The sequence below is a fragment of the Saccharopolyspora aridisoli genome (assembly GCF_004348445.1).
GTDB lineage: Bacteria > Actinomycetota > Actinomycetes > Mycobacteriales > Pseudonocardiaceae > Saccharopolyspora > Saccharopolyspora aridisoli.
On record NZ_SMKV01000016.1, the window covers coordinates 37,864 to 61,522 of the forward strand.

Sequence of the window (23,659 nt, forward strand, 5' to 3'; positions counted from 1 at the left end):
GTGCCGACCGCCCGGCGAGTCGCAGCGCCCACCGCGGTCCCGGCACGGCCTCACCTGCCTCGGCGTGGCTCTGATCACCGAGGTCAGTCGCTCGTCTTGAGCTTCTTCATGATCATGTGCGAATCGACCCTGGCCACCGCGCGCAGGGCCATGAGCTTGGTCGTGAGGAAGGACTCGAAGGTCGCCGAGTCCTCCACGGCCACGCGGATGAGGTAGTCGGGGCGGCCGAAGAGGCGGTGGACCTCGACCACCTCGTCGTAGGCGGTGATGGCTCCTTCGAGCTCCTCGACGGTCTGCAGGTCGTTGATGCTGATCTCGACCGAGACCATGACCTCGAAGCCGCGACCGGTCGCGGCCGGGTCGATGCGGGCGCGGTACCCGGTGATGATCCCCTCGGACTCCAGGCGCTTGACCCTGCGCAGGCACGGGGCGGGCGTGAGGCCGACCCGCTGGGCGAGTTCGACGTTGGTCAACCTGCCGTCCTGGCTCAGGTGAGACAATATTGCGCGGTCTAGGGCATCTATCGACATCGCGTTGCTCTCAGTGCCGGGAATGGGGAACTCACGGCAACCACATTACTGCTTTCGCCGCCTAAGATTGCAGCCATGCCTGCTGTTCTGGTCGCTGAGACCGCTCCCTCGCCGCGCGCCGACCTGCGGGGTGCTCTGCGCGACTCGAGCTCCGTGGGGCTCGCGATGATCCCGTTGGGCATCGCGTTCGGACTGCTCGTGGCGCACGCCGGTCTCGACTGGTGGTGGGCGACGGCGTTCGCCGCCCTGGTGTACGCGGGGTCGCTGGAGTTCCTGCTGATCGGCCTCGTCGTGGCCGCCGCGCCGCTGGCGCACGTCGCGGTGACGGCGCTGCTGGTCAACTTCCGTCACGTGTTCTACGCGCTGTCCTTCCCGCTGCACCGAGTGCGCGGCCGAATCGGCAAGGTGTACAGCACTTTCGCGCTCACCGACGAGGCCTACGCGCTGTCCACCGGCCCCGCGGCGCAGGAGTGGAGCGGCAGGCGGATCGTGTGGTTGCAGGTGCTGCTGCACTTCTTCTGGGTGGCAGGCGCGACGCTGGGCGCGCTCTTCGGGGCGCTGGTGCCGTTCCGGCTCGACGGTCTCGACTTCGCGCTCACCGCGCTGTTCGTCGTGCTGGCCATCGACGCCTTCCGGGCGCGTCGCAGCGTTCCCGTCCCGGTGCTGGCGATGATCTGCGCGCTGGTGAGCGCGCTGCTGTTCCCCGAGCAGCTGCTGCTGGTCTCCTTCGGCCTGTTCACCGCCTGCCTGCTGGCGAGTCGATTCCTGCTGCGGAAGAAGGACGTCGATGCCTGACCCGATGCACATCGCCGGCGCGGTGGCCGTGTCCGTCGCCGTGACCTGGGCGCTGCGGGCGTTGCCGTTCGCCGCGCTGGCACCGCTGCGCAGCAGCGCGACCGTGCACTACCTCGGCGCGCGGATGCCGGTCGGCGTCATGGTGATCCTCGCCGTCTACACGTTGCACGACACCCAGGCCACCGCGCACGCGCCGACCGCGCTGTCGCTGGTGGCGACGATCGGGTTGCACCTGTGGAAGCGCGACCCGGTGCTGAGCATCCTCGGCGGAACGACCGTCCACGTGCTGCTGACGAGCGTGGTCTTCGCTCAGTCCTGGTAAGTGCGGTAGGCGGCGACGAGCTGGGTCTCGGCGGCGTCGAAGTAGGCGTCGAGCTTCTCCGCCGCCGCCTCCCGGCGTCCCGCGGTGAGCAGGTCGGCGATCTCCCGGTTGAACCCGAGGTAGGGCTTGTGGAACTCCTCCGGGCGCGACATCACGTGGAACGCCAGGCGCAGCTCGGCCAGCAGCTGGCGCATCGTGTCGTTGACCCGGGGACTGCCCGCCAGCGCCGCTAGCGCCTCGTGGAAGCGCATGTTCGCCGTGCCCACGTCCCACCAGCGCTCCTCGGTCGCCGCGCGCTCGCCGTCGCTGACCGCGCGGTCGACCGCGGGGACCAGGTCGGGGTTCTCGCCGCGGCGCACCGCGCTGGTCTCCAGCAGGCGGCGGATCCGGTAGAGGTCGATGACGTCCTCGCCGGAGAGAACCCGGACGAACACGCCGCGGTGGAACTCGTGCACCAGCAGTCGTTCGTGCACCAGCAGCCGGAAGGCTTCGCGCAGCGTGTTGCGGGAGACCGCGAGGGCCTTGCCCGCGCTCTCCTCGGACAGCCGGGTGCCCGGGGACAGGGCGCCGTCGATGATCCGCTGCCGCAGCACGTCGGCGACCCGCTCGGCGGTGCTGGTGCGGTCGAGCAGCGCCCGGTCGGCCGCCAGCAGGTCAGCCCACGGATCGGTCGCGGTCAAGCCGGCTCCCTGTTCAGTAGGTGTAGGTGATCAACAGTCTAACGGGAGAGTTCCAAACGGGGTATTGCGGGATTGTTGAACAATTCTCTATGTTGTTCCGAACCACAGCCACCGCGGGATCGGAGTGCCATGACCGAGACGAGCACACCCCGGCAGAACGGATCGAAGGGGAAGCGCAGCACGCTGCTCGGTGCGGTGTTCCTGATGGCCACCAGCGCCATCGGACCCGGATTCATCACGCAGACGACCCAGTTCACCATCCAGCTCGGGGCCGCCTTCGCCTTCGCGATCCTGGTGTCGATCCTGGTCGACATCGCCGTCCAGCTGAACGTCTGGCGGGTCATCGGCGTCTCCGGCATGCGCGCCCAGGACCTGGGCAACAAGGTGCTGCCCGGCCTCGGCTACGTGATGGCCGCGCTGGTGGTCTTCGGCGGGCTCGTGTTCAACATCGGCAACATCGCGGGCACCTCGTTGGGCATGGACGCGCTGTTCGGGCTCGACGCCAAGATCGGTGGCACGCTCTCCGCGGTGATCGCGATCGGCATCTTCCTCAGCAAGCGCGCGGGTGTGGCGATGGACCGCATCGTCGTGGTGCTGGGGATCGTGATGATCGCGCTGACCGCCTTCGTCGCGTTCTCCTCCGCACCTCCCGTCGGCCAGGCGCTGGTGCAGGCCGTGTGGCCGAGCGAGGTCGACTTCCTGGCCATCACCACGCTCATCGGCGGCACCGTCGGCGGCTACATCACCTACGCCGGGGCGCACCGGCTGGTCGACGCCGGCGTGACCGGACCGGACCAGATCACCGACGTCAGCCGCAGCTCCGTGGTGTCGCTGCTGGTCACCGGCGTGATGCGGCTGGTGCTGTTCCTCGCGGTGCTCGGCGTGGTCGCCGGTGGCGTCGCGCTCGGATCGGCCAACCCCACCGCGGAGGCGTTCCAGCAGGCGGCCGGTGAGGTCGGGCTGCGGCTGTTCGGCATGATCCTCTGGGCGGCCAGCATCACCTCGGTCGTCGGCGCCGCCTACACCTCGGTGTCGTTCCTGGTCACCTTCTCCAGCTCGCTGGAGAAGGCCCGCAACTGGCTGGTCGTGGCGTTCGTGGCGGTCTCAGCGCTGGTGTTCGTGCTGCTGGACCAGGCGCCCACCACACTGCTGGTGCTGGCCGGTGCGCTCAACGGGTTGATCCTGCCGGTGGGCTTCGGCGTGCTGATGTTCGTGGCGGCCCGGCGCGGCGACCTGCTCGGCGGCTATCGCTACCCGCGCTGGCTGCTGGTGATCGGAGCGGTCGCCTGGCTGCTGACGGTCTACCTGGGCGTCAACTCCGTCGGCGGCATCGCGGCGCTGTGGAAGTGAGGGCGACGATGGATCTCAACGCGGACCTGGCCGAGGGTTTCGGCCGCTGGGAACTCGGCGACGATCAAGCTCTGCTGGGCGTGGTGACCAGCGCCAACGTGGCCTGCGGCTTCCACGCCGGAGATTCCGTGGTGATCCGCGCGGCGGTGACCCGGGCCGCCGAGCGCGACGTGGCGGTCGGCGCGCAGGTCGGCTACCGGGACCTGGCCGGGTTCGGCCGCCGGTTCATCGACGTGCCGCCGCGAGAGCTGACCGACGACGTGATCTACCAGATCGGCGCGCTGTCCGGGTTCGCCCGCGTGGCCGGCACCGAGGTCGCCTACGTCAAGCCGCACGGCGCCCTCTACAACGCGATCGTGCACCACGCCGAGCAGGCCGCCGCCGTGGTCGAAGCGGTCCGCTCCTACGACCCGGGACTGGCCGTGCTGGGCCTGCCCGGTTCGGAATGGCTCTCCCAGGCCGAGCAGGCCGGGCTGCGGACCTTCCGCGAGGCCTTCGCCGACCGCGCCTACACGCCGGAAGGCACCCTCGTGTCGCGGCGAGAACCCGGCGCGGTGCTGCACGACCCCGAGGAGATCGCCCAGCGCTGCCTTGACCTCGCCGCGGGCGAACCGATCCGCGCCGTCGACGGCAGCGAGATCCAGGTGTGCGCCGATTCGATCTGCGTGCACGGCGACAGCCCGGGAGCGGTCGCCATCGCCCAGGCCGTGCACGACCGGCTCAGCGGTGCCGGCGTTGCGCTGCGGCCGTTCGTGGCGGGAGGAAGCTGATGCGCTTCCTTCCCTGCGCCGACTCGGGACTGCTGATCGAACTGGCCGATCTGCAGGAGGTGCACGCGTTGTACGCGGCGCTCGCCGACTCGCCGCCCGAAGGCGTCATCGACCTCGTGCCGGCGGCGAGAACGCTGCTGCTGCAACTGGATCCGCAGCGGTCCGACGTCAAGGCGGTCGAGGCCGCGGTGCGCGCCGCCGAACCGCGCGCCGGCCTGCGCGAGGTGGGCGAGCAGCTGGAGGTGCCGGTGGTCTACGACGGCGCCGACCTCGCCGAGGTCGCCCGGCTGACCGGGCTCACCGAGCGAGAGGTCGTCGACAAGCACACCGGAGCGGAGTGGAAGGTCGCCTTCGGTGGATTCGCACCGGGTTTCGGCTACCTCAGCGGCGGTCCGCAAGACCTGGTGGTGCCTCGCCGGTCCGAGTCGCGCACTGCCGTTCCCGCCGGAGCCGTGGGGCTGGCGGGCGCGTTCAGCGGCATCTACCCGCGGGAGTCGCCCGGCGGCTGGCAGCTCATCGGGCACACCGACCTGCAGGTCTTCAGCATCGACCGCGATCCGCCCGCGCTCCTGCGCCCGGGTGTGCGAGTGCGGTTCCGGGAGATCGGATGACACTGGAAGTCCTGGCCACCGGCCCGCTCGCCACCGTTCAAGACCTCGGCAGACCGGGCCTGGCGGGTATCGGCGTGGGCACCTCCGGCGCCGCCGACGCCGCTTCGCTGCGGCTGGCGAACCGACTGGTGGGCAACGACGAGGACAACGCCGCCATCGAGGTCACCTTCGGCGGACTCACCGTGCGCCCCACCTGCGACGTGACCGTGGCGCTCACCGGAGCACCGTGCCCGATCGCGGTCGACGGTCGAGGCGCGGCTGCGAACGCGGTGCTGCGCGTGCCCGCCGGGGCGGTGCTGCGGCTCGGCGTCCCGGCGATCGGGTTGCGCAGCTACCTCGCGGTGCGCGGCGGCATCGACGTCGAACCGGTGCTGGGATCGCGCTCCACAGACGTGCTCTCCGGGCTCGGTCCCGCTCAGCTCCGTCCCGGCTCCGTGCTGCCGATCGGTGCGCCGCCCTCCCGGTTCCCGGTCGTGGACATCGCGCCCGTCGCCGGTCCGGCCGAGCAGGTCGTGCTTCGGGTCCAGCCGGGCCCGCGCAACGACTGGTTCACCGACGAGGCGCTGGAATCGCTGGTCAGCGCGCCGTACGAGGTCACCGCTGAGAGCAACCGGGTCGGCATGCGCCTCGACGGACCGGTGCTGGAGCGCAGCCGGACCGAGGAACTGCCCAGCGAGGGCGTGGTCGCCGGCGCGCTCCAGGTACCGCCGCTGGGAACCCCGACGCTGTTCCTGGCCGACCACCCCGTCACCGGCGGGTACCCGGTGATCGGCGTGGTGCTGGCCGCCGACGTGGCCAAGGCCGCGCAGGCGCGACCCGGCCAGCACGTCCACTTCCGCTGCATCTGAGGAGGCCAGGATGTCCAAGGACATGCCACCCGAGCAGGCCCGGGAAGCGTTCCGCGGTGGGCTGCGCGTGCCGACCTCGGGCTTCAGCGCCGGGTGGGCGCAGGCGAACCTGATCTCGCTACCGCGCGAGCACGCCTACGACTTCCTGCTGTTCGCCCAGCGCAACCCCAAGTCCTGCCCGGTGCTGGACGTGACCGAGCCGGGGGAGACCAGCGCGTCGATCTTCCGGGGAGATCTGCGCACCGACCTGCCCGCCTACACGGTCTACCGGGACGGCGAGCTGGTGGAGGAACGCGCCGAGGTCGTCGACCTGTGGCGGGAGGACCTGGTCAGCTTCTTCGTGGGGTGCAGCTTCACCTTCGAGGCCGCGCTGCTGGAGTCCGGCGTCCCGGTCCGGCACATCGAGGCCGGCAGCAACGTGCCGATGTACCGGACCGCCCGGCAGTGCCGACCGGCCGGAGGACTGTCGGGTCCGCTGGTGGTGTCGATGCGTCCCATCCCCGCCGAACTGGTCGCCACCGCCGTGCGGGTGACTACCCGCTACCCGGCGGTGCACGGAGCCCCGGTGCACGTCGGTCCTCCGGAAGCCCTGGGGATCAACGACCTCGACGCACCTGACTTCGGCGAAGCCGTGGAGATCCGCCCCGGTGAGGTCCCGGTCTTCTGGGCCTGCGGGGTCACGCCGCAGGCCGCGGTGATGCAGTCAAAGCCGCCGTTCGCCATCGGTCACGCCCCCGGCCACATGGCCATCACCGACGCACGCGACAGCGCCTACCAGGTCCCGTAGCCCGGCGGCGGGGTCGTGGGCGCGGACCACGATCGGCTGCGATCCACGTCATGATTGCGACACCGACGCGGTGACCTCCGATTAGCGTGGGCGCGTGACTTTTCGCATTCCGCTCCAGGTCCGCAGCTACGAGCTCGATGCGCTCGGCCACGTCAACCACGCCGTGTACCACCAGTACGGCGAGGTGGCGCGGGTCGCCGGGTTCCAGGCGGCCGGGTGCGACTGGAACCGGCTGGTCGCCCAGGAGCTGTCGCCGGTGCTGCTGAGCACGACGGTGAACTTCCGGCGCGAGCTGCGCGCCAACGAGCAGATCGAGGCGTCCTGCGAGGCGAAGTTCGGCTCCGGGAAGTCCTTCAACCTCGACACGGTGATCACCAAGGCCGACGGCACGACCTCCGCGGACATCACCTGCGTGCTGGGCTTGATGGACCTCGAAGCGCGCAAGCTCGTCGCCGACCCCAAGGGCGCTCTCGAAGCCGTCGGTTTCGACGCCGAGGCGCTCGCACCGGGGGCCTGAGCGGTTCGGCGCACGGCGTCTACCGAGGTGCGCCGACCGGGGAGTCCGAATTCCAGTGCTCGACGAGCGGCGGCCGCGGCATCGCGGTCGAGTCGCCGCCAGTCGTCGTGGGGTTCGGCTTGCGCCCGCAGCGGGGCGAGGTTGTCCAGCAGGGCTCCGCGCGTGGAGCTTCCCGGCGTCGGGGTGTTCGCGCGGCGCGGGGCTCCTCGGTCTCAGCGGCCGCAGTTCGTCCGGTGTGGACGTTCCGGGGGGTCCGCGCACGTCCCGGTGACCGCGGCGGGGCGTTCCGGGACGGGAGGGAAGCCGCCGGCACCCGTCAGCGCGTTCGGAACCAGGACGCCGCGCGGCTGCGGAACTCGCGGGGTTCGAGCGCGCCCACCCCTTCGGGCAGCGCGGCGAGCACGGGCACGCCGGTGGTGCGGGGGAGTTCGGTCAGGTTGCAGCGCTCGGCCAGGCCCGGATCTTCCGGCACGGCGCCGAGCACCAGGCCGGCCGGTTCCAGGCCGCGTGAGCGCAGCGCCTCGACGGTGAGCTCGGTGTGGTTGAGCGTGCCCAGGCCGACCCGGGTGACGACGTGGACCCGGACCTCGTGGTCGCGGGCGAGTTCGGCGGCGAGGTCGGGCAGGGTGCCCCCGGTGGTGTCGAGGCGGACCAGCGCACCGCCCGCGCCCTCCACGATCACCGTGCCGTGCGCTCCGGCCAGCGCGCGGATGCGGGTCGCGTGGTCGCCGACCGTCGGGATGCCCACCTCGCGCAGGCGGGCGGCGGTGTCCGGGGCGAGGGGGTCCGGGAGGTGGGTGAACTGCGCGACCGCGCAGCCCGCCAGGCGGCGGACCACCTCGGCGTCGGGCTCGTCGGTGCCGGTCTGGGTCGGCTTCGCCACCACCAGTTCGGGTCCGAAGTGGACGGCCATCGCCGCCGTGGCCACCGTCTTGCCGACCCCGGTGTCGGTTCCGGTGACGAAGATGATCACGGTAGTCCTCCGTGCTGCTCGACGACGCGCGTCAGCGCCTCGACCGCGTGCTCCCAGGCGTCATCGGCCATCCCGGCCTGGGTGGTGATCCGCAGCCGCGACACGCCGTCGGGCACCGACGGCGGCCGGAAGCATCCGACCCGCACCCCGGCGTCGAGCGCGGCGGCCTGCGCCGCGAGCGCGACCTGCGGAGACGGCATCGGCACCGAAAGCACCGCGCCAGCGGACCGGCTCACCGAGAAGCGGTCGGCGAGCTCGGAGGCCCGCCGGTGGATGCGCTGCGGGAGTTCGGGCCGGTCGCGCAGCAAGCGCAGCGCGGCCAGCGCCCCCGCGACGGGCGCCGGGGCCAGCGCGGTGTCGAAGATGAACGGCCGCGCGCGGTTGACGAGGTGGTCGATCAGCGCGTCCGACCCGAGCACCGCGCCGCCCATCGCGCCGAGGGACTTCGACAACGTCGCCGTCATGACCACCTGCGGCGCCTCGCCCAGACCAGCCACCAGGCCCCGGCCGCCATCGCCCACCACGCCCAACCCGTGCGCTTCGTCGACCAGCAACAACGCGCCCCGCTCGGCGCAGATCTCGGCCAGTTCGGGCAGTGGTGCCGCGTCGCCGAGCACCGAGAAGACCGACTCGGTCAGCACCAGCGCCCGCCGCCCACCGGCTTCGTCCAGCACCGCCCGCACCGCGTCGACCTCGTTGTGCGGCACCACCTCGATCGTCGCCCGGGACAACCGGGCCGCGTCGATCAGCGACGCGTGCACGTGCGCGTCCGAGACGATGAGCGCGTCGCGGTCGGCCAGCGCGGTCACCGCGGACAGGTTCGCGTGGTAGCCGCTGGACATCACCAGCGCCGACCGCCGGCCCGTGAACCCAGCGAGCTCGGCCTCCAGCTCGCCGTGCGCCGTGGTGGTCCCGGTGACCAGCCGGGAGGCACCCGACCCCGCGCCCCACGCCAGCGCCGCGTCGGCGCTGGCCCGGCGCACCTCGGGATGCGTGCTCAAACCCAAGTAGTCGTTGCTGGCGAGGTCGATGACGTCCTCGTCCACCGAGCGCGCCCGCAGCGCGCGCTGCAGCCCCGCCCGCTCGCGAGCCTCCCGCTGCTCGGCCAGCCACCCGTCCCAGCTCATCCGGCTTCCACCGCTGCGGCGATGCCTGCGCACAGCACCGCCACGTCCTCGTCGGTGCACACGTACGGCGGCATCACGTAGATCAGGTCCCGGAACGGGCGCAGCCACGCGCCCTCCGCGAGCGCGGCCTCGGTCGCCGCGACCACGTCGACGGGGTGATCGAGCCGCACCACGCCGACGGCTCCGAGCACCCGCACCTCGGCCGCGTCGATGTCGTGCAGCGCCTGCAAACCGCGGTTGATCCGCCGCACGTCGTGCACCCACCGGCCGGTGGCGAGCAGGTCGAGGCTGGCGGAGGCGACCGCGCATGCCAGCGGATTTCCCATGAACGTCGGACCGTGCATGAGCACACCCGAATCGCTGCCGGAGATGCCGCGAGCCACCTCGCTGGTGCACAGCGTCGCAGCCAGCGTGAGGTACCCGCCCGTCAGCGCCTTGCCCAGGCACAGCACATCCGGGCTGACACCGCCCGCTTCGGACGCGAAAAGCGTTCCGGTGCGCCCGAAACCGGTGGCGATCTCGTCGAAGACCAGCACCAGCCCGTGCTCGTCGGCGACCTCCCGGAACACCCGGAGGCATTCGGCGGGGTAGGGGTGCATCCCGCCCGCCCCCTGCAGCAGCGGCTCCACGATCAGCCCGGCCAGGGTGCCCGCGTGCTGGGCTGCGAGCGCGCGGAAACCCGACGCCCACTCGGCGACGTCACCGCCGAGCCCCGGCGGACGCTCGCCGAAGACCTGCTCCGGCAACACCGCCGACCACATCGAGTGCATGCCGCCGTCGGGATCGCACACGCTCATGCAGTCGAACGTGTCGCCGTGGTACCCACCGCGCACGGTGAGGAACCGCGTCCGCTCGGGCCGCCCGACGCCGCGCTGGTGCTGCAAGCACATCTTCATCGCGACCTCGACGCTCACCGATCCGGAATCGGCGAGGAAGACCCGGTCGAGCCCGTCAGGGGTGTGCTCGACCAGGCGTCTGGCCAGTTCGACGGCCGGCTCGTGGGTGAGGCCGCCGAACATCACGTGCGAGAACCGCTCCGCTTGCTCCCGCAGCGCCTCGTCGAGCACGGGGTGCCGGTAGCCGTGGATCGCCGACCACCACGACGCCATCCCGTCGACCACCTCGCCGGTGCCGTCGATGGTGATCCGGCTGCCCGAAGCACCCGTCACCAGCCGCGTCGGCGCGGGATCGAGCATCGAGGTGTAGGGGTGCCACAGGTGCTCGCGGTCGAAGGCGAGCAGGTCAGCCGCGCCCATCACGCGTTGGGCAGGACGTCGGTGCCCGCGCCCCGGCGCCGGATCGCCGGATCGACGGGTCGCTGCGCGATCTCCTCGTCGGAGCCCAGGACGACGAAGCCGTTGTCGCGGATCATCGCGATGTCCGCATCGGCCTCCTGGCCCTCGGAGGTGAGGTAGTCGCCGAGGAAGATCGAGTTGGCGACGTGCAGCGCGAGCGGTTGGGCGGAGCGCAGGTGCATCTCGCGGCCACCGGCGATCCTGACCTCCCGGTCCGGGCAGACGAACCGCGCCATCGCCAAGATCTTCACGCAGCGGGTGGGGGAGAGCTCCCAGGTGTTCTCGAACGGGGTGCCGTCGAAGGGCATCAGGAAGTTCACCGGGATCGAGTCGGATTCGAGCGCCTTGAGCGCGAACAGCGCCTCGACCAGCTGCTCATCGGTTTCGCCCAGTCCCGCGATGAGCCCCGAGCAGGGCGACAGGCCCGCGGCCTTGGCCTTGGCCACGGTGGCGACGCGGTCGGCGTAGGTGTGGGTCTGGACGATCGTGTCGTGGTGGCTCTCCGCCGTGTTGATGTTGTGGTTGTAGGCGTCCACCCCGGCGTCCCTGAGCCGCTCGGCTTGGCCGTCGGACAGCAGCCCGAGGCAGGCGCACACCTCGACGTCCGGGTGCTCGGACTTGAGCGCGCCGACCATCTCGGTGACCTTGTCGATGTCGCGGTTCGACGGGCCGCGGCCGGAGGCGACCATGCACACCCGGCTGGCCCCGCCCTGGAGGCCGGCTCCCGCCTGCCGCAGCGCTTCGTCCTTGGACAGCCACGAGTACTTCAGGATCGGTGCGTTCGAGCCGAGGGCCTGCGAGCAGTAGTTGCAGTTCTCCGGGCACAGACCCGACTTCAGGTTCACCAGGTAGTTGACCTTCACGGTGTTGCCGAAGTGCGCCCGCCGCAGCCTGCCCGCCGCCGCCACGACGGACATCAGGTCGGCGTCGTCGGCGCGCAGGACGGCGAGCGCGTCGTCGGCCGTCGCCGGAGTTCCGGCCAGGACCGCGTCGGCGAGCTGATCGAAGGTGGTGCCCATGGGGTCCTCTCCCGAAGTCGACCTGAACAGTGTTCACCTGAACAGTGTTCAGGCTAGACTGGGGGCACCGACCGGTCAACTGGAGGTTTTCGAGTGCGCTACCACCGCAGCGATGTCGTGGCTCGGGCCATCGAGGTCCTCGACGAGTACGGGCTGGAATCGCTCACCATGCGCCGCCTCGCTTCGGAGCTCGGCGTGCAGCCCAGCGCGCTCTACCACCACGTCCCCAACAAGCAGTCGTTGCTGGCGGCCGTCGCCGACGAGATCCTCCAGCGCGGCGGCAGACCTCGCCACGCCGAGCGCTGGGACCGGCGGGTGATCGAGGTCTGCGCCGAACTGCGCGACGCGATGCTCGCCTACCGCGATGGCGCCGAAGTCGTCGTCACGGCGCACACCTTCGGGCTCGGGGCCCGCGAGCCCGCGACCGCGCTGCGCTCGGCGCTCGGCGACGGCGGGCTCCCCGGCGACCTGGTGGACGTGGGCACCCGCGCGATCCTGCACCTGGTCTTCGGCCACACCGTCGAGGAGCAGACCGCGATGCAGGCGGCCAGCGCCGGCGCCATCGACCGGAACCCCGACGGCGCAGCTGATTTCGAGCAGGGCCTGCAATTGCTGCTCGACGGTCTCCGCGCTCGGGTCTCGGCGAGCTGAGCCGGTCAGGTCGCTGCGGTGGCGCGATGAGGCTCTTCACCGCCTGTGGGCGTCGTTGCGCTCGGCCGTGGCGGATCTCGCCGACGACGACCTGATGCAGCCGTCCGGGTGCCGCGGCTGGCTGGTGCGAGACCTGGTGCGCCACCTGATCACCACCGATGCGCAGGACGTCCCGGCATGCACCAGGAGTGGCGCACGGAGTTGCGGCACCGGTCTCAGGTCCTGCTACCCCGCACCGCTGCGCAAGGCGAATGCCGAACAGCTCCTGGTCAGTCCCCGACCGTCCCGTACCCGGGGCGGCCCGTGGTCCGGTAGGTCTGGATCGCCACGCCCCGCGGCGTGGTTCGACTCGCGACGAGTTCGAGCTCGGTGTCGAGCCCCCGCTCGGCGAACAGCCGCATCCCCTGGCCGACGATCACCGGGAAGGTGATCAGGTTGAGCTCGTCGACCAGGTCGTTCGCCAGCAAGAACCGCACCAGTGTGGCGCTGCCGTGGACCTGCAGCTCCTCGCCGGGCCGGTCCTTGAGTTCGCGCACGGCCGCCGCGACGTCGCCGTTGAGCACCGTCGTGTTGGCCCAGCTCGGGTCCGTCAGGGTCGTGGAGGCGACGTACTTCGGCAGCGTGTTGAGCTGGGTCGCGATCGGGTTGTCCGGGTCATCGACCTTCGGCCAGTAGGCGGCGAAGATGTCGTAGGTCCGCCGCCCGAGCAGGAAGGCCCCGACCCGCCCGAACATCGCGTCCATGAACTGCCCGACCTCGTCGTCGAACAGCGGCGCGAGCCATCCGCCGCGTTCGAAACCGCCGCTGCGGTCCTCGTCCGGGCCGCCGGGGCCTTGCATCACGCCGTCGACCGAGAGGAACGTGCTCACCGTCAGCTTCATCGTCCTGGTCCTTTCCGTGGTCGTCACCAGGGTGGACTCCCCGCGGCCGGAAAACTCATCGGTGGTCAGTCGCGGCGCGGCTGGCGGTGCAGGAGCCTGAACCGCGACCACTGCGTCTCGGCAGCCTCGATGGAGCGCCGGGTGCGGTCCGGATCCACTGTGGAGAGCTGGGCGGCGATCGCCTGTGCGACCGCGAGCCCGGGGACCAGCGACGGGAAGAAGGCGACGCCCTCGGCGGGGATCAGGAGGATCTGCTCGGACGCGGCCGCCAGGGCGGGGCTGGCCGCGTCGGTGAGGGCGAAGACTCGCGCGCCTCGGTCGTGGGCTTCCTGGGCTGCGGTCACCGTGCTCTGGTAGAGCCGCCAGAAGCTGATCGCGATGAGGACGTCGCCCGGTTCGATCCGGGAGACCGCGTTGGCCAGCTCGGCGTCGTCGTGCACGACCGTCGCCTCGTAGCCGGCCAGCTGCACGTTGTGCCCGAGTGCGGAACCCACCGAGAAGTAGCTCCCGTTGGCCACGATCACGGTCCGCCTGGACTGCGCGATCGCCTCGGCGGTGGTGCGCAGCAGCTGCTCGTCCAGACGGCGGGTGAGCAGAGCCAGCGACTCCAGATCGCGGCGCATCGACGCCCCGCCCAGCTCACCCTCGGTCTGCTGCGCGGCGGCCACTTCCGGAGCGCTGAGCGAGGACAGGTAGCGGGCCCGCAGCTCCTGCTGCAGGTCGGACCAGCCGCTGAACCCCAAGGCCTGGGCGGTCCTGCTGACCGTGGCGACGTTGACGCCGGCCAGTTCGGCGGCCTCCGCTGCCGAGCTGTAGGACACCCGCCGGGGCTGCGTGAGCAGCACCTGCAGAACCGAGGCGCCCTTGCTGCGCAACCCGCGTTCGGGAACGCGCCCGCGCAACCAGCTCTCGAACCCGTCGGGCTCGGCATCGGTGGTCAATCGGGCTCCCCTCGTCGACGCACAGCTTAACGAGCTCAAAACGCAACAGGTATTGCAGTTTGCGATTACTGCACTATATGTTGCTGGTCACTTCGCTCGGTGCTGCGACTCACCTGGACGCACCCCCTCAACTGGAGGCAATCGTGTCCCTGCTGGCCCGACTCGACCGGCTCCCGCTGAGCCGGCCGCACTACCTCCTGCTGCTGCTAGGCGGACTCGGCTACACCTTCGACGGCATGGACTCGGCCGTGGTGGCCTTCCTGCTGCCGAGCGTCCAGGACGAGTGGGGGCTGACCAACGCCCAGCTCGGCCTGATCGGCTCGGCCACGCCCTTCGGCTTCCTCTTCGGCGCCACCTGCGCTGGCCTGCTCGGCGACCGCATCGGCCGCCGCAAGGTCATGATGTGGGCGCTGGCCGTCTACGCGCTGTTCTCCATCATCGGAGCCCTCTCACCCAACTACGAGATCTTCCTCGGCGCCCGCGTGCTCGCCGGGTTCGGCGCCGGGGCCGAGAGCGCGATCATCGCGCCGTTCCTGTCCGAGTTCGTCCCCGCCGCTCGGCGGGGGTGGTTCGTCGGCGCGCTCGCCGGGTTCTTCTCCTTCGGCTTCGTCGCCGCGGCGCTGCTCGGCCGGTTCGTGGTGCAGCCGGTCCCCGAGGGCTGGCGCTGGGCCCAGCTCATCACCGCACTGCCGATCGTGATGCTGCTCTGGTGGCGCCGATCGCTACCGGAATCACCCCGATACCTGCTGGCCAACGGGCGGACGGGCGAGGCGGAGGAGGTCGTGGTCGACCTGGAGGAGAAGGTTCGGGCGGCCACCCGCGCCCCGCTGCCGCCGATCCCCGAAGTCGCGGTCGAGAAGCCGGTGGAGGCGCGCAAGATCGGGCTGGTCTCCGCGCTGAAGTACCTGTGGAGCGGCTCGATGGCACGGCGCACCGCGATCACCTGGCTGATCTGGTTCGTGATCACCTTCTCCTACTACGGCTTCTTCACCTGGATCCCGACCTTGCTCGTGCAGCAGGGGATCGCGGTCACCAAGAGCTTCGAGTTCGCGATCATCATCTACCTCGCGCAGGTGCCCGGGTACTTCTCAGCGGCCTGGCTGGGCGAGTACCTGGACCGCAAGAACACCATCGCGCTCTACCTCGCCGGGGCCGCGGCCAGCGCGTTCTGGATGAGCCAGATGACCGACCCGGTGCTGATCACGACTTCCGCGGCGGTGCTGTCGTTCTTCCTCAACGGCACCTACGCGGCGGTCTACTCATACACCCCGGAGGTCTTCCCGACCTGGATCCGGGCCTCGGGAACCGGCCTGTCCAGCGCGTTCGGCCGCGTCGGCAGCATCATCGCACCCTCGGTGATCGGCATCTCCGCCGCTTCCTTGGGGTTCGCCGGAGTCTTCGGGCTCACCACCGCTGTGCTGGCGGTCGGTGTCGTGTGCACCCTGCTGTTCGGGCTGTCCACCGCGGGCCGGTCGCTGGAGGACCTCACCGAAACCGACCGGATGGAGGCGGTGCCGCGATGATGTTGTCCGAAGTGGAGCAACGCGTCCGCGAGGACGTCGGAGTCCGGCTGTTCACCGTGCTCGCGTGGTTGCCCGGCCGTCGCGTGCTGCACCGCGCGCACAGCAGCCACCCCGAGCAGTACCCGGTGGGGGGTGAGAAGTCCGTCGAGGTCACCGCGGGATGGCTGGACCGGTGCATCACCGCGCAGCTGCCCTACTTCGGCCCCGACGAGGCCGCGGTGCGCGAGGTCTTCGCCGACCACATGCTCATCGCCGGGCTCGGGTGCGGATCGGTGATCAACGTCCCGGTCCTTGGCCAGTCCGGAACGTTGGGCGTGCTCAACCTGCTCGACGCGTCCGGCGCCTACGAGCGGTCCCAGGTGGCGCGGGCCGCAGGACTGGCGGTGCTGGCCGCGCCGGCGCTGAGCGAGCTCGTGCAGCGCATCGACGAACCCGAGGAGGACCCGACACCGTGACCACCCTGCTGCTGCGTTCGGGCACGTTGCTCGACGTCGAGACCGGCGAGTGCGCCGAAGCCGACCTGCTGTGCGCCGACGGCCGCATCGTCGAGACCGGCCGCGGCCTGCGAGCACCGGACGGTGCACGTGCGGTGGAGCTGGCCGGCGCGACGGTGCTCCCCGGTCTCATCGACGCCCACGTGCACGTCACCGCCGCCACCGCCGACCTCGGGGCGCTGACCACCTGGTCCCCGTCCTACGCCACCGCGCACTCCGCGCGGATCATGGGCGGGATGCTCGACCGCGGCTTCACCACCGTGCGCGACGCCTCCGGTGCGGACTTCGGGCTCGCCGACGCGCAGGCCGAGGGGCTCGTTCGCGGGCCACGGCTCGCGTTCTGCGGAAAGGCGCTGAGCCAGACCGGAGGTCATGGCGACAGCCGACCGCGCGGCACCCGCGTGCACGACGGCCACCAGTGCTGCGCGGGGCTGGGCCGCATCGCCGACGGCGTGGACGCGGTGCGCGCCGCCGCCCGCGACGAACTGCGCAAGGGCGCCCACCACATCAAGGTGATGGCTGGGGGAGGGGTCGCCTCGCCGACCGACCGCATCGACTCCACCCAGTACTCGATGGACGAACTGCGCGCCATCGTGCAGGAAGCCGAGGCGGCCAACCGCTACGTCGCCGCCCACGCCTACACGGCGCGCTCTGCAAGCCGCTCGCTGCGCGCCGGAATCCGCTCCATCGAGCACGGCAACCTCATCGACGAGTCCAACGTGGACGAATTCCTCGAGCGCGACGCGTTCCTGGTGCCCACGCTGGTCACCTACTGGGCGCTCAAGACCGAGGGTCGGCAGTTCGGCCTGCCCGAGGACAGCTGGCGCAAGGTCGACGAGGTGCTCGGCGCCGGACTGGCCGCGCTGGAGATCGCTCACCGAGGCGGCGTGAAGATCGCCTACGGCACGGACCTGCTCGGCGGCATGCACCGCCACCAGAACGAGGAGTTCCGAATCCGCAGCGAGGTCCAGCCGCCGCTGGAGGTGATCCGCTCGGCGACCAGCACCGCGGCCGAACTGCTCGGCATGAGCGGCGAGATCGGCACCCTCCGCGAAGGAGCGGTGGCCGACCTGGTCGTCCTCGACGGCGACCCGCTCGAGGACATCGCGGTGCTCGCAGAGCCCGAGCACATCACGCACGTCGTGCAGGGCGGTCGACTCGTCTGAGAGCGGGAAGAATGGTGGTGTGATCGCTTCAGCACCTCGTGAGCCGGTGGAGACGCCGTCCGTGGTCCGCGCCATCGCGGGCGGCAGGCCGGTTCGTGCGGTGTGGCGGAACGAGCTGGGAGGTCTGACCTTCCGGATCGGGTCAGGAACCCGCGCGCAGTTCGTGAAGTGGTCGCCCGGCGGCCTGCCGTTGGCTCCTGAGGTGGAACGGTTGCGCTGGGCAAGCCAGTACGCTGCGGTTCCACCCGTGCTGGACCACAGTTCCGACAGCACCGGGGATTGGATGGTCACCGCGGGGCTGCCCGGTCTCTCAGCCGTCGACGACCGCTGGATCGTCCAGCCCGAAACCGCGGTGCGCGCCATCGGTTCCGGGCTGCGCGCACTGCACGATGCGCTACCGGTCGCGAACTGCCCTTTCGACTGGTCAACCGACTCACGGCTGACCCGTGCTCGGCAACGCGCCGCCGCAGGCCTGATCGACCCGGCGGAATGGCCTCCCGAGCTCGCCCGGACCGGCGGAGTCGACGAGGCCCTGGACGCCCTCGCCGAACCACCTCCGGTCGACCGCCTGGTGGTCTGCCACGGCGACGCCTGCGCCCCCAACACCCTCATCGGAGACGGGGGCCGGTGCGCCGGCCACGTCGACCTCGGCAGCCTCGGTGTGGCCGACCGCTGGGCCGACCTCGCCGTCGCCACGTGGGCCACCCCGTGGAACTACGGTCCGGGCTGGGAGGAAGTCCTCCTGGACGCCTACGGCGTCGCTCCCGACCCGGACCGCACGGCCCACTACCGGCTCCTGTGGTGGCTGGCGGACTGAACTCGCTCAGCCGAAACCTGGCAGGACCAGCAGGATCCAGAGGGCCAGCGGCGTGGCGGCGACGATGATGCCTCCGTAGATGAGGAGCTTCCGGAAGAAGGCGTCCTTGTCCACGTCCTTGGCGTTGGCGAGCACGATCGCGCCGTTGGTGGAGAACGGGCTCACGTCGACGACCGTGGCCGCCACCGCGAAGGCCGTGATCATGCCGATCGGCCCGACGCTGCCCGTCTGCAGGAACGGCACCGCCAGCGGGATGAGGGCGCCCATGATGCCGACCGAGGAGGCGAACGCCGAGACGATCGCGCCGATGTAGCACAGCAGGAGCGCCGCCAGCAGCGGAACGCCGATGCCGGCCACCGAGTGGCCCACGTAGTCGATCGTGCCCATCTTCTCCAGCACGCCGACGTAGGTGAGGACACCGCAGATCAGCAGCACGGTGGGCCACGCGACCTCGCTCGGCGCCGCCTTGCCCGTCTTCGGCGACAGGACGCTGAGCACCACGGCGATGCACATCGCCATCAGGCCGACGTCGAGCCCGAACCCGAGCGTGGTGACCACGAGGACCACGAGACCGGTCAGCGTCAGGACGCGATCGCGGTTGAGCCGCAGCTCCTCGCCCGGCTCGCCGTCGGAGACCTCCGCGCCGCCGCCCGAACCCGTCGCGATGAGCCGCCGGGCCTCAGCTCCCCTGCGCAGCCGCAGGCCGCCGAAGACCACGAACACGATCCCGGCGATCACCGCGTTGGCCGCGAAGCTGCCGAGGAACAGCACCAGCGGACTGCCCGGCAACCCGCTGTTGGCCACGACCTCGTTGACGATGCTGCCGTAGATGCTGATCGGGGAGAAGCCGCCCGCCTGCGTGCCGTGCACGACCATCGCGCCCATCAGCAGCGGGTTGATCCGGTACTGCGCGGCCAGGTTCAGCGCGATCGGAGCCACGATCGCCACAGCGGCGGGACTGACGGCGCCGATCGCGGTGAGCAGCGCCCCGATCCCGAACATCACCCACGGGATCAGCGCGATCCGGCCACCCACCAACCGAACGGCGCGTTGCACCACCCAGTCGGTCGTGCCGTTCGCCCGGGCTATCGCGAACAGGAACGTCACGCCCACCAGGACCACGAACAGGTCCCCGGGGAAGCCGTCGAAGATGTCGTCTTCGGACAGCCCGCCGAACACCGTGGCGACCAGGAACGCTGCTGCGAAGCAGAGCACTCCCATGTTCACCGACAGCGTCGTGGCGATGACGAACGCGGCGACCAGCACCAGGATGGATACGACTTCGGGCGGCACCTTTGCCTCCTTGCCTGCGCGGCCCGCGCACCACGAAGGGGTGTGGTGCGCGGCACAGTGGCTCACTGGCTCAGCCACTTTCCGTGAAACGCAGCCCGAAGTCAATACCGAACTGGCCAACTGGCTCATCCAGTTTCGAACACGATCCGCCGCCCGGACCGCCCAGTCGCGCGATCAGCGCCAGCCGAGCTCCGGCGCCACGTGGCGCAGGATGCTGTCGATGACGTGGGCGTTGTAGTCCACGCCCAGCTGGTTGGGCACCGTGAGCAGGAGGGTGTCTGCCGCGGCGATCGCCTCGTCCTCGGCCAGCTGCTTGACCAGCACGTCCGGCGCCGCGGCGTAGGAACGCCCGAAGATCGCGCGGGTGTTGGCGTCGATGTTGCCGATCTTGTCCTCGGTGTTGTCATCGCCGCCGAAGTACATGTCGTCGAGGTCGTTGACGATGGCGAAGATGCTGCGGCTGACCGACACCCGCGGCTCGCGCTCGTGCCCCTCGGCGCGCCAGGCTTCGCGGAACGCCTCGATCTGCTTGCGCTGCTGGACGTGCAGCGGTTCACCGCTCTCGTCGTCCTTGAGCGTGGAGCTCTGCAGGTTCATCCCCAGCTTCGCCGCCCACCGCGCCGTCGCGTTGGAGCTCGACCCCCACCAGATGCGGTCCCGCAGGCCGGGGGAATGCGGCTCGACGCGCAGCAGACCCGGCGGGTTGGGGAACATAGGCCGCGGATTGGGCTGCGCGAACCCCTCGCCCTTGAGGACTTCCAGCAGCACCTCGGTGTGGGTGCGGGCCATGTCCGCGTCGGTCTGGCCCTCCGGCGGCTGGTGGCCGAAGTAGCGCCAGCCCTCGATGACCTGCTCCGGCGATCCCCGGCTGATGCCGAGCTGCAGCCTGCCGTCGGAGAGGAGGTCGGCCGAACCCGCGTCCTCGGCCATGTAGAGCGGGTTCTCGTAACGCATGTCGATCACGCCGGTGCCGATCTCGATGCGGCTGGTCCGGGCGCCGATCGCCGCCAGCAGCGGGAACGGCGACCCGTACTGCCGGGCGAAGTGGTGCACGCGGAAGTAGGCGCCGTCGGCGCCGAGCTCTTCCGCCGCGACGGAGAGGTCGACGGCCTGGTGCAGCGCGTCCGACGCGGTGCGCGTCTGCGAGTGCGGCGAGGCCGACCAGTGCCCGAAGGAGAGGAACCCGATCTTCTTCACACCGGGTTCAACGCGGACCGACCGCTTTTGCTTCCCGGGTGCGAGCCGCGCCACCACACTGCTCGAAGGGCATCATGAGCAGCTTGTGGGTCGGCTGTTCCACCGCACGGGTGAGCATCCACCCGAGGAGCGTGCCCGTCACCAGCATCGCCAAGGTCTGCGTGATGGTGTCGGCCCCGACGTCCTGCAGCCTGCGCAGCACGATGTAGCCGATGGCCTGGTGCATCAGGAAGGTGCCGTAGGAGATGCCGGCGAACCAGCTGATCGCGCGTCGCGCCGGCTGCGGCATCGCCATGTCGGGAGAGCGCGCGACCAGCGCGATCACGCACATGCCGATGGCCACGCCCACAGACGAACCGGTGTCGGCCAGCAGACCTTCGGGCGTGCGCGTGTAGTTGTGCACCTCCTGCGCGGCCATGCAGAGCGCCAGGAGAGCGGAGAAGTGCGGGGTGCTCAGGCGCTTGACCGACCACATCCAGATCGCCACGCCCGCGACGAACAGGTGCCAGCGGTGCATGCCGACCCCGTCGACCACGGTCCGGTAGGTCTCATCGATCGGTTCGGCGATCCGGATCGGCCACTGCGCCAGCGGTACGAGCACCGCCACCCACAGCACGATCACGATCCTGCTGCCGTGGCCCCACCAGCTCCGGTACAGCAGGGCGGCGACCGTGAATCCCATCAGCTGCAGCGGCACCGTCCAGTGCGAGCCGTCGATGAACGGGTAGGACTGCGGCTTCCAGTGCCACAGCATCAGCAGGTTCGCCCGCAGGTCCTCGGGCAGCGGGAAGAACCAGCCCTCGATCGGGAACGCTCGCAGCACGAAGTAGCTGACCACCACGGCGGCCAGGAACGACGGGAGCAGTCTGGCCACGCGACCCCACCAGTAGCGGAGCAGGGAGCCGCGGCGGATCGTCACGCACGCGAAGTAGGCGGAGACGACCAGCAGCAGGCTGGCCCCGACCTGGTACGGGAACTCGAAGGTCCTCGGCTCCAGCTCGGGGTGGAGGAAGACGCTCAGGCTCGTGGAGTGGTAGAGCATCACCAGCACCACGCAACCGGCTCGAACAAGATCCCAGCTGATCTTCCGGCGGCTCTGCCCACCGCCGGATCCGGCTGTCGTCACGCTTGTCGCTCTTCCTCTGCGCTAGTCCTGCAGCCAGCTTCACCCAGGAGAACGACCGTTGGCCATCGGGGCTGACACCCATCTTCGGTGCGCACGACCCGTATGGGTGTTCGAAGTGCGACCGGTGGTCGAATTGGGGTTCAGGAGGTGCGGGACGTGTCCTTGTTCTGGCGGGTGTTCTTGCTCAACGCCGCCGTGCTCACCGGAGCGACGGTGCTGCTGATGCTCAGCCCTGCCACCGTGTCCACGCCGGTGCTGCCCGCCGAAGGCCTGATCCTGGTCGCCGGGCTGGTCGCGATGCTGGTGGCCAACGCGGTGCTGCTGCGCATCGGGTTCTTGCCGCTGCGGCGGCTGACCCGCGCGATGACCACCATCGACCTGCTGCGACCAGGATCGCGGCCGCCGGTGTCCGGGCACGGGGGCATCGCGGACCTGATCATGGCGTTCAACGCGATGCTGGACCGGCTGGAGTTCGAGCGCGCCACCAGCAACGCCCGCGCGCTGTCGGCGCAGGAGGCCGAGCGCCGCCGCATCGCCCGCGAGCTCCACGACGAGGTCGGGCAGAGCCTGACCGCGGTGTTGCTGGAGCTCAGGCGGGTCGCGGACGAGGCGCCCGAGGCGGTGTCCGCCGCGCTGCACCAGGTGCAGGAGACCACCCGCGACAGCCTCGACGAGATCCGCCGCATCGCCCGGCGGCTGCGCCCCGGGGTGCTGGAGGAGCTCGGCCTGGCCAGCGCGCTGAGATCGCTCACCGGTGAGGTTCGCGGCGCCGCCGCGCGGTGCCGGATCGACGGCGTGCTGCCGGAGCTGGGCGAGGAGGTCGAGCTGGTCATCTACCGGGTGGCGCAGGAGAGCATCACCAACGCGGTCCGGCACTCAGGTGCGACCCGCATCCACCTGCTGGTGCACGTGGAGCCTTCTGAGGTCCGGTTGCGGGTGCGGGACAACGGCGTGGGAACCGGGGACGCCCCGGAAGGCGCCGGCATCCGGGGGATGCGGGAGCGCGCGCTGCTGGCCGGGGCGACGCTGGCCGTCGAAACGCTCGCGGAGGGCGGCACGCAAGTCCGGCTCGACGTGCCGATCAGCACCGGAGGCGGGCGATGACCGACACGACCCGCATCCTGCTGGCCGACGATCACGTGCTGGTCCGTCGCGGAGTCCGGCTCATCCTCGACAACGAACCCGACCTCGCCGTCGTGTCCGAGGCCGGTGACGGGGCCGAAGCCGTCGAGCTCGCGAAGGCCGAGGAGCTGGACCTGGCGATCCTCGACATCGCCATGCCCAGGCTGACCGGGCTGCAGGCCGCCCGGCAGCTCACCCGGCTGCAGCCGGACCTGCGCATCCTGATCCTGACGATGTACGACAACGAGCAGTACCTGTTCGAGGCGCTGAAGTCCGGTGCCTCCGGGTACGTGCTCAAGTCCGTCGCCGACCGCGACCTGGTGGAAGCGTGCCGCGCGGCCATGCGCGGCGAACCGTTCCTGTACCCGGGTGCGGTGACCTCGCTGATCCGCAGCTACCTCGACCGCGCGGGTCAGGGGGAGGCCGTGCCCGAGCGGGCCATCACCGACCGGGAGGAGGAAATCCTCAAGCTCGTCGCCGAAGGGCACTCCTCGAAGGAGATCGCCGACCTGCTCGTCATCAGCATCAAGACGGTCGAGCGCCACCGCTCCAACCTCATGGCGAAGCTGGGCATGAAGGACCGGCTTGAGCTCACCCGCTACGCGATCCGGGCAGGCCTCATCGAACCGTGAGCGCGTCACCGCTGGTGCGAGACGTTGTTCACGAGACGGCTTTCGCGCACGAGGGGTAGTGCGTCCGCGCGCTGAAAGGTCGAATCAGATCCTTCGTCCGGGTTAAAAGGCGACGAAATGCGGCGCGCTCCTCCGCGGTTCCGTGATCATGCGGTACCTACTGGAGCGCGAAACATCGGATCAGAGAAGGAG

The 23,659-nt window shown here is 70.6% G+C and carries 26 protein-coding genes and 1 pseudogene; 16 read left to right on the forward strand and 11 right to left on the reverse strand.

Annotation, left to right across the window (positions count from 1 at the left end; genetic code table 11):
* Positions 1-83: 83 nt before the first annotated feature.
* Entirely contained in the window at positions 84-530 is a 447-nt protein-coding gene (locus E1161_RS14905; RefSeq protein ID WP_132623767.1) for an Lrp/AsnC family transcriptional regulator, read from the reverse strand.
* A 75-nt stretch (positions 531-605) separates the two neighbouring features.
* Between E1161_RS14905 and E1161_RS14910 the strand changes: the two genes are divergently transcribed.
* Positions 606-1,325, forward strand: coding sequence for an AzlC family ABC transporter permease (locus E1161_RS14910; protein ID WP_132623769.1), 720 nt, complete (start codon positions 606-608; stop codon positions 1,323-1,325).
* Complete coding sequence (locus tag E1161_RS14915; RefSeq protein ID WP_132623771.1) at positions 1,318-1,647, forward strand: branched-chain amino acid transporter permease; 330 nt, start codon at positions 1,318-1,320, stop codon at positions 1,645-1,647. The genes E1161_RS14910 and E1161_RS14915 overlap by 8 nt, the downstream gene beginning before the upstream one ends.
* Here E1161_RS14915 and E1161_RS14920 read toward each other — a convergent pair.
* On the reverse strand, positions 1,635-2,327 hold the full coding sequence (locus tag E1161_RS14920; RefSeq protein WP_132623773.1) for a GntR family transcriptional regulator: 693 nt from the start codon (positions 2,325-2,327) through the stop codon (positions 1,635-1,637). The two genes, E1161_RS14915 and E1161_RS14920, sit on opposite strands and share 13 nt — an antisense overlap.
* A gap of 129 nt (positions 2,328-2,456) precedes the next feature.
* Between E1161_RS14920 and E1161_RS14925 the strand changes: the two genes are divergently transcribed.
* From E1161_RS14925 to E1161_RS14950, 6 genes are all read left to right on the forward strand, one after another.
* Complete coding sequence (locus E1161_RS14925; protein WP_132623775.1) at positions 2,457-3,677, forward strand: NRAMP family divalent metal transporter; 1,221 nt, start codon at positions 2,457-2,459, stop codon at positions 3,675-3,677.
* Between the two features lie 8 nt (positions 3,678-3,685).
* Positions 3,686-4,447, forward strand: coding sequence for a LamB/YcsF family protein (locus tag E1161_RS14930; protein ID WP_132623777.1), 762 nt, complete (start codon positions 3,686-3,688; stop codon positions 4,445-4,447).
* Positions 4,447-5,058 carry a 5-oxoprolinase subunit PxpB gene (gene pxpB, locus E1161_RS14935; protein ID WP_132623779.1) on the forward strand — a complete coding sequence of 204 codons (612 nt, stop codon included), beginning with the start codon at positions 4,447-4,449 and terminating at the stop codon, positions 5,056-5,058. Before E1161_RS14930 ends, pxpB begins: the two co-directional genes overlap by 1 nt.
* Positions 5,055-5,906, forward strand: a complete 852-nt coding sequence (locus E1161_RS14940) for a 5-oxoprolinase subunit C family protein (protein ID WP_132623781.1) — start codon at positions 5,055-5,057, stop codon at positions 5,904-5,906. Before pxpB ends, E1161_RS14940 begins: the two co-directional genes overlap by 4 nt.
* Positions 5,907-5,916: 10 nt before the next feature.
* Positions 5,917-6,693, forward strand: a complete 777-nt coding sequence (locus E1161_RS14945) for a putative hydro-lyase (protein ID WP_268951389.1) — start codon at positions 5,917-5,919, stop codon at positions 6,691-6,693.
* Between the two features lie 94 nt (positions 6,694-6,787).
* Positions 6,788-7,210, forward strand: a complete 423-nt coding sequence (locus E1161_RS14950) for an acyl-CoA thioesterase (RefSeq protein ID WP_132623783.1) — start codon at positions 6,788-6,790, stop codon at positions 7,208-7,210.
* 316 nt (positions 7,211-7,526) lie between these two features.
* Here the strand turns inward: E1161_RS14950 and bioD are convergent, their stop codons facing one another.
* Genes bioD through bioB form a run of 4 tightly spaced genes read right to left on the reverse strand, consistent with a single transcriptional unit; the run spans position 7,527 to position 11,624 of the window.
* Positions 7,527-8,183, reverse strand: a complete 657-nt coding sequence (gene bioD / locus E1161_RS14955; protein ID WP_132623785.1) for a dethiobiotin synthase — start codon at positions 8,181-8,183, stop codon at positions 7,527-7,529.
* Positions 8,180-9,310, reverse strand: coding sequence for an 8-amino-7-oxononanoate synthase (locus E1161_RS14960; protein ID WP_132623787.1), 1,131 nt, complete (start codon positions 9,308-9,310; stop codon positions 8,180-8,182). Before E1161_RS14960 ends, bioD begins: the two co-directional genes overlap by 4 nt.
* On the reverse strand, positions 9,307-10,566 hold the full coding sequence (locus tag E1161_RS14965) for an adenosylmethionine--8-amino-7-oxononanoate transaminase (RefSeq protein ID WP_132623789.1): 1,260 nt from the start codon (positions 10,564-10,566) through the stop codon (positions 9,307-9,309). Before E1161_RS14965 ends, E1161_RS14960 begins: the two co-directional genes overlap by 4 nt.
* Positions 10,566-11,624 carry a biotin synthase BioB gene (gene bioB, locus E1161_RS14970; RefSeq protein ID WP_132623791.1) on the reverse strand — a complete coding sequence of 353 codons (1,059 nt, stop codon included), beginning with the start codon at positions 11,622-11,624 and terminating at the stop codon, positions 10,566-10,568. Before bioB ends, E1161_RS14965 begins: the two co-directional genes overlap by 1 nt.
* A gap of 93 nt (positions 11,625-11,717) precedes the next feature.
* On the opposite strand from bioB, the gene E1161_RS14975 reads away from it, so the two are divergent.
* Together E1161_RS14975 and E1161_RS28070 are read left to right on the forward strand one after the other, a co-directional pair.
* The gene (locus E1161_RS14975) at positions 11,718-12,275 is read left to right on the forward strand and encodes a TetR family transcriptional regulator (RefSeq protein WP_132623793.1); all 558 of its coding nucleotides are present in this window, start codon (positions 11,718-11,720) and stop codon (positions 12,273-12,275) included.
* Positions 12,276-12,288: 13 nt separating this feature from the next.
* Positions 12,289-12,447: pseudogene (locus E1161_RS28070) on the forward strand (maleylpyruvate isomerase N-terminal domain-containing protein); the annotation flags it as partial.
* A gap of 97 nt (positions 12,448-12,544) precedes the next feature.
* Here the strand turns inward: E1161_RS28070 and E1161_RS14985 are convergent.
* Together E1161_RS14985 and E1161_RS14990 are read right to left on the reverse strand one after the other, a co-directional pair.
* Positions 12,545-13,156 (reverse strand): dihydrofolate reductase family protein, encoded by a 612-nt coding sequence (locus E1161_RS14985; protein WP_132623961.1) that lies wholly within the window; start codon positions 13,154-13,156, stop codon positions 12,545-12,547.
* 65 nt (positions 13,157-13,221) lie between these two features.
* Complete coding sequence (locus E1161_RS14990) at positions 13,222-14,097, reverse strand: MurR/RpiR family transcriptional regulator (RefSeq protein WP_132623797.1); 876 nt, start codon at positions 14,095-14,097, stop codon at positions 13,222-13,224.
* A 143-nt stretch (positions 14,098-14,240) separates the two neighbouring features.
* Here E1161_RS14990 and E1161_RS14995 point away from each other — a divergent pair, with 143 nt between their 5' ends.
* Genes E1161_RS14995 through E1161_RS15010 form a run of 4 tightly spaced genes read left to right on the forward strand, consistent with a single transcriptional unit; the run spans position 14,241 to position 18,097 of the window.
* Positions 14,241-15,620: an MFS transporter gene (locus E1161_RS14995; RefSeq protein ID WP_132623799.1), complete on the forward strand. Its 1,380-nt coding sequence runs from the start codon at positions 14,241-14,243 to the stop codon at positions 15,618-15,620.
* The gene (locus tag E1161_RS15000) at positions 15,617-16,075 is read left to right on the forward strand and encodes a GAF domain-containing protein (protein ID WP_132623801.1); all 459 of its coding nucleotides are present in this window, start codon (positions 15,617-15,619) and stop codon (positions 16,073-16,075) included. Before E1161_RS14995 ends, E1161_RS15000 begins: the two co-directional genes overlap by 4 nt.
* Positions 16,072-17,280 carry a metal-dependent hydrolase family protein gene (locus E1161_RS15005; protein ID WP_132623803.1) on the forward strand — a complete coding sequence of 403 codons (1,209 nt, stop codon included), beginning with the start codon at positions 16,072-16,074 and terminating at the stop codon, positions 17,278-17,280. Before E1161_RS15000 ends, E1161_RS15005 begins: the two co-directional genes overlap by 4 nt.
* Positions 17,281-17,326: 46 nt before the next feature.
* Positions 17,327-18,097 (forward strand): aminoglycoside 3'-phosphotransferase, encoded by a 771-nt coding sequence (locus E1161_RS15010; RefSeq protein WP_235875041.1) that lies wholly within the window; start codon positions 17,327-17,329, stop codon positions 18,095-18,097.
* Between the two features lie 6 nt (positions 18,098-18,103).
* Here E1161_RS15010 and E1161_RS15015 read toward each other — a convergent pair whose 3' ends face one another.
* The 3 genes from E1161_RS15015 to E1161_RS15025 form a co-directional block, all read right to left on the reverse strand.
* Entirely contained in the window at positions 18,104-19,390 is a 1,287-nt protein-coding gene (locus tag E1161_RS15015; protein WP_132623807.1) for an SLC13 family permease, read from the reverse strand.
* Positions 19,391-19,564: 174 nt separating this feature from the next.
* Entirely contained in the window at positions 19,565-20,587 is a 1,023-nt protein-coding gene (locus E1161_RS15020) for an LLM class flavin-dependent oxidoreductase (RefSeq protein ID WP_132623809.1), read from the reverse strand.
* Positions 20,588-20,594: 7 nt separating this feature from the next.
* Positions 20,595-21,713: an acyltransferase family protein gene (locus E1161_RS15025; protein WP_235875042.1), complete on the reverse strand. Its 1,119-nt coding sequence runs from the start codon at positions 21,711-21,713 to the stop codon at positions 20,595-20,597.
* Positions 21,714-21,869: 156 nt separating this feature from the next.
* Between E1161_RS15025 and E1161_RS15030 the strand changes: the two genes are divergently transcribed.
* Together E1161_RS15030 and E1161_RS15035 are read left to right on the forward strand one after the other, a co-directional pair.
* Entirely contained in the window at positions 21,870-22,817 is a 948-nt protein-coding gene (locus E1161_RS15030) for a HAMP domain-containing sensor histidine kinase (protein WP_132623811.1), read from the forward strand.
* On the forward strand, positions 22,814-23,467 hold the full coding sequence (locus E1161_RS15035; protein ID WP_132623813.1) for a response regulator: 654 nt from the start codon (positions 22,814-22,816) through the stop codon (positions 23,465-23,467). Before E1161_RS15030 ends, E1161_RS15035 begins: the two co-directional genes overlap by 4 nt.
* Positions 23,468-23,659 lie beyond the last annotated feature (192 nt).

Excerpts from the sequence above, each read along its gene's own strand:
- E1161_RS14905 (WP_132623767.1), bottom strand. The coding sequence starts at position 530 with ATGTCGATAGATGCCCTAGACCGCGCAATATTGTCTCACCTGAGCCAG.
- E1161_RS14910 (WP_132623769.1), top strand. The coding sequence starts at position 606 with ATGCCTGCTGTTCTGGTCGCTGAGACCGCTCCCTCGCCGCGCGCCGAC.
- E1161_RS14915 (WP_132623771.1), top strand. The coding sequence starts at position 1,318 with ATGCCTGACCCGATGCACATCGCCGGCGCGGTGGCCGTGTCCGTCGCC.
- E1161_RS14925 (WP_132623775.1), top strand. The coding sequence starts at position 2,457 with ATGACCGAGACGAGCACACCCCGGCAGAACGGATCGAAGGGGAAGCGC.
- E1161_RS14930 (WP_132623777.1), top strand. The coding sequence starts at position 3,686 with ATGGATCTCAACGCGGACCTGGCCGAGGGTTTCGGCCGCTGGGAACTC.
- pxpB (WP_132623779.1), top strand. The coding sequence starts at position 4,447 with ATGCGCTTCCTTCCCTGCGCCGACTCGGGACTGCTGATCGAACTGGCC.
- E1161_RS14940 (WP_132623781.1), top strand. The coding sequence starts at position 5,055 with ATGACACTGGAAGTCCTGGCCACCGGCCCGCTCGCCACCGTTCAAGAC.
- E1161_RS14945 (WP_268951389.1), top strand. The coding sequence starts at position 5,917 with ATGTCCAAGGACATGCCACCCGAGCAGGCCCGGGAAGCGTTCCGCGGT.
- E1161_RS14960 (WP_132623787.1), bottom strand. The coding sequence starts at position 9,310 with ATGAGCTGGGACGGGTGGCTGGCCGAGCAGCGGGAGGCTCGCGAGCGG.
- E1161_RS14965 (WP_132623789.1), bottom strand. The coding sequence starts at position 10,566 with ATGGGCGCGGCTGACCTGCTCGCCTTCGACCGCGAGCACCTGTGGCAC.
- bioB (WP_132623791.1), bottom strand. The coding sequence starts at position 11,624 with ATGGGCACCACCTTCGATCAGCTCGCCGACGCGGTCCTGGCCGGAACT.
- E1161_RS14985 (WP_132623961.1), bottom strand. The coding sequence starts at position 13,156 with ATGAAGCTGACGGTGAGCACGTTCCTCTCGGTCGACGGCGTGATGCAA.
- E1161_RS15000 (WP_132623801.1), top strand. The coding sequence starts at position 15,617 with ATGATGTTGTCCGAAGTGGAGCAACGCGTCCGCGAGGACGTCGGAGTC.
- E1161_RS15035 (WP_132623813.1), top strand. The coding sequence starts at position 22,814 with ATGACCGACACGACCCGCATCCTGCTGGCCGACGATCACGTGCTGGTC.